This is a genomic window from Dendronalium phyllosphericum CENA369, from assembly GCF_016056275.1.
In the GTDB taxonomy this organism is placed as follows: Bacteria; Cyanobacteriota; Cyanobacteriia; order Cyanobacteriales; family Nostocaceae; genus Dendronalium; species Dendronalium phyllosphericum.
This window is the reverse complement of sequence record NZ_JAECZA010000267.1, coordinates 1-2,057: the sequence shown is the minus strand read 5'-3', so window position 1 is coordinate 2,057 and position 2,057 is coordinate 1. Positions and strand designations below refer to the sequence as shown.

At 40.7% G+C, this 2,057-nt stretch carries 1 protein-coding gene and 1 pseudogene; both read right to left on the bottom strand.

Features of this window, described 5'->3' with window-relative positions:
• Nucleotides 1–2 precede the first annotated feature (2 nt).
• Nucleotides 3–1,495, bottom strand: a protein-coding gene (locus tag I8752_RS38900; protein WP_404827130.1) for an ISNCY family transposase whose coding sequence is annotated in 2 segments (ribosomal slippage) — nt 3–604 and nt 604–1,495 — 1,494 coding nt in all. Because the reading frame shifts where the segments join, the coding sequence is not laid out codon by codon here.
• 188 nt (nt 1,496–1,683) lie between these two features.
• Nucleotides 1,684–2,057 (bottom strand): annotated as a pseudogene (locus I8752_RS30150) (ISNCY family transposase); the annotation flags it as partial.

Sequence of the window (2,057 nt, the reverse complement as noted above, 5' to 3'; positions counted from 1 at the left end):
TGCTAGACAAGTAGTTTCTCAAGAGTTGTCAAATAAGCTTGAGGATTACGACGGAATCGAAGCTGTTCAATACGAGTAAGTTGATGTTGGCGTAAATCAGAGTGTAATTGTTGCCAAGTCTGAACACAAACTTGTGCTAAATCTTGAGATGTAAAAGAATGAATTGCAGTAGCAATGGCTGAAGCTAATTGGACTGTGCCTCGAATTACAACTGATGAAGAAGCGACTTGACGACCAGTACAACGACGTTGATGATGTCGCAAAACACCAAAAGCTTGTTCAAGATCATTATTAGTTCGAGGTAAACCTTGAACATCGTAACAATGAAAAAGTCCAGACCAATAACTACGAGTAATCTTTAAGAAATGAGAAATACCTGGCTCTAAAGTACCTGCTTCATATTTCTTATGTGACATTAAATCAATCAAAGTTTGGAAACTGCGTTTAACTTCAATTGCATCAAGACCTGTTTCGTTGTCAAGAATCTCGGCGGCTTGATGAACCCAGTGATAAGCAACAGTAATTGGAGTGAATAAAGATGCTGTTTGTTCAAGCCCTTTGTTTAGAATTTGTTTGAGCTTGATCAAGGGTTTTGGTAGGCCCCTTTTTTAGCCACCCGTTCTAGACTGGCTTCAATTAAACTTAGACGTTCTTGTAATTTTAATCCAGAAGCATCTAGCGGTGGACGACCATCATTGGTCAAGGAACCACGTACAGCTAAACAATATCCACGTACAACTTCAGACGTAGCTTGGTCACACTCACTAATACTACGTTCAATCTGGCGTATGCCCCGAACGTGTTTTTTTAATTCCTTTTTTGCGTGCCTATCTGCTTCATAAATCACCTTAGCTGCTTCCTTTAAATAGTGAAAATGGCATAAACCATGAGCAATCCCAGGTAATGCCACTTCAACGGCTTTGCGAATTGACTGTTGTCCGTCACTGATGACCCCATCAATCTGTACATCAAGAGTATTTTTCACCTCTAATAGCAAGGCGGCTAAATCCTCATTTCTTGACGATAATAAGGTTTTCGCCAGCAGAATTTCTCCTGATAAACAATCACGAATCACCCATAGTACTTCATGCCCAACATCCGGTTGCATCCCATCAATTGCTAATATCAACCGCCCTTGTTTTTTGGTGATAGCTTTTAGTCTTGATTGGTCACTTAACCATAACGCAACCAATTCGTCATATCTTTCTAATAAGTAAGTAACGCTTCGCTCGCTTACTTCTACACCTCGATTACGAAGTTGTTGATGAATTTGAGGTATGCTTCTGTGTTCTTGGTAGCGCAATGCTCCTACCAGTGCAATCACATCTAACCCAAATTCTTGTTGTGGTAATGCCCAAGAACCTTCCTGTTCTGGTCGATACTTAATTCTGTAACGCTCACAAGACTTATTCTGACAACGGCGAATTTTTAACAGCAGTTGTACTACTCCTTTGAGAGTCCTCACGCGTCGCAGATTGTTGTACTCATTCCACATGGGTTTGCCGCAACTGGGACAATTCTGTTGCACGCATTCTAGTACTTCAGATGATGTCGCTTTTGCTTGAGGGCTTTTTCTTGCCATTCATGCACCACATATTCTCTGTGTTCCCTAGTTTACTTGAATATCTGACCCTCTCTAGCAAACTTTGCGGTTCTAGAAAAAAACTAGAAGCGCAAAGTTTGCTAGAGGAGTAACTTCTCAAGAGTATCCAAGAAAGCTTCAGGATTTCGACGGAATCGAAGTTGTTGAATGCGATGGAGTTGATGTTGGCGTAAATCAGAGCGTAATTGTTGCCAATTCTGTACGCAAACCTGAGCCAAATCCTGGGCTGTAAAACAATGAAGTGCAGTAGCAATGGCTGAAGCTAATTGAACTGTGCCTCGAATTACAATTGATGAAGCAGCGACTTTACGACCAGTACAACGACGTTGATGATGTCGTAAAACACCAAAAGCCTGTTCAAGGTCATTATTGGTTCGAGGTAAACCTTCAACATCATAACAATGAAAAAGTCCAGACCAATAACTACGAGTAATCTTTAAGAAATGAGTAATAC